The organism is Peribacillus sp. P4_C12 (genome assembly GCF_056402095.1).
The window spans coordinates 1-503 of sequence record NZ_JBFUIB010001228.1 but is presented as its reverse complement, the minus strand read 5'-3'; the positions used below and the strand labels follow the sequence as shown (position 1 = coordinate 503).

Annotated in this window: 1 protein-coding gene; it reads left to right on the top strand. The window is 30.4% G+C overall.

Features of this window, described 5'->3' with window-relative positions; translation table 11 throughout:
* Positions 1-77 precede the first annotated feature (77 nt).
* Positions 78-503 (top strand): alpha/beta fold hydrolase (locus AC1DUW_RS32280; protein ID WP_477644647.1); only part of this gene is annotated, 426 nt, incomplete at its 3' end.

Below are 503 nucleotides of genomic sequence, written 5' to 3'. Positions count from 1 at the left end.
TATTAGAAGTTCTATTAATCAACTAACTAGGTGCTTCAGTTTAATAAGAAAGAGGTTTACCCACAATGGAGGTAAATATGAAGAAGATGTTAAAACATATGATGATAATATTTACAATTATTTTTGGGATTTTTGTATTATTATTTATTTCCAGTTTTATTAATCATAAAATACAATTATCGAAGGAAGATAAACTGTTTATTCCAATTGGGAAAATTGTAGAAGTGAATGGTCATCAAATGCACGTTTATATAGAAGGAAATGGAGATGAAACTCTTGTTTTTATGTCAGGCGGTGGCACGAGCTCATCTATATTAGATTTTAAATCACTATATTCTTTGTTAAGCGATAAATATAAAATTGTTGTTGTTGAAAAGGCAGGTTATGGATTTAGTGAGGTTACAAATTCTGCCCGAGATATTGATACAATCCTATCTGAAACAAGGGGAGCTCTTCTAAAATCAGGGGTTGAAGGACCATATATGTTATTTCCTCATTCTATG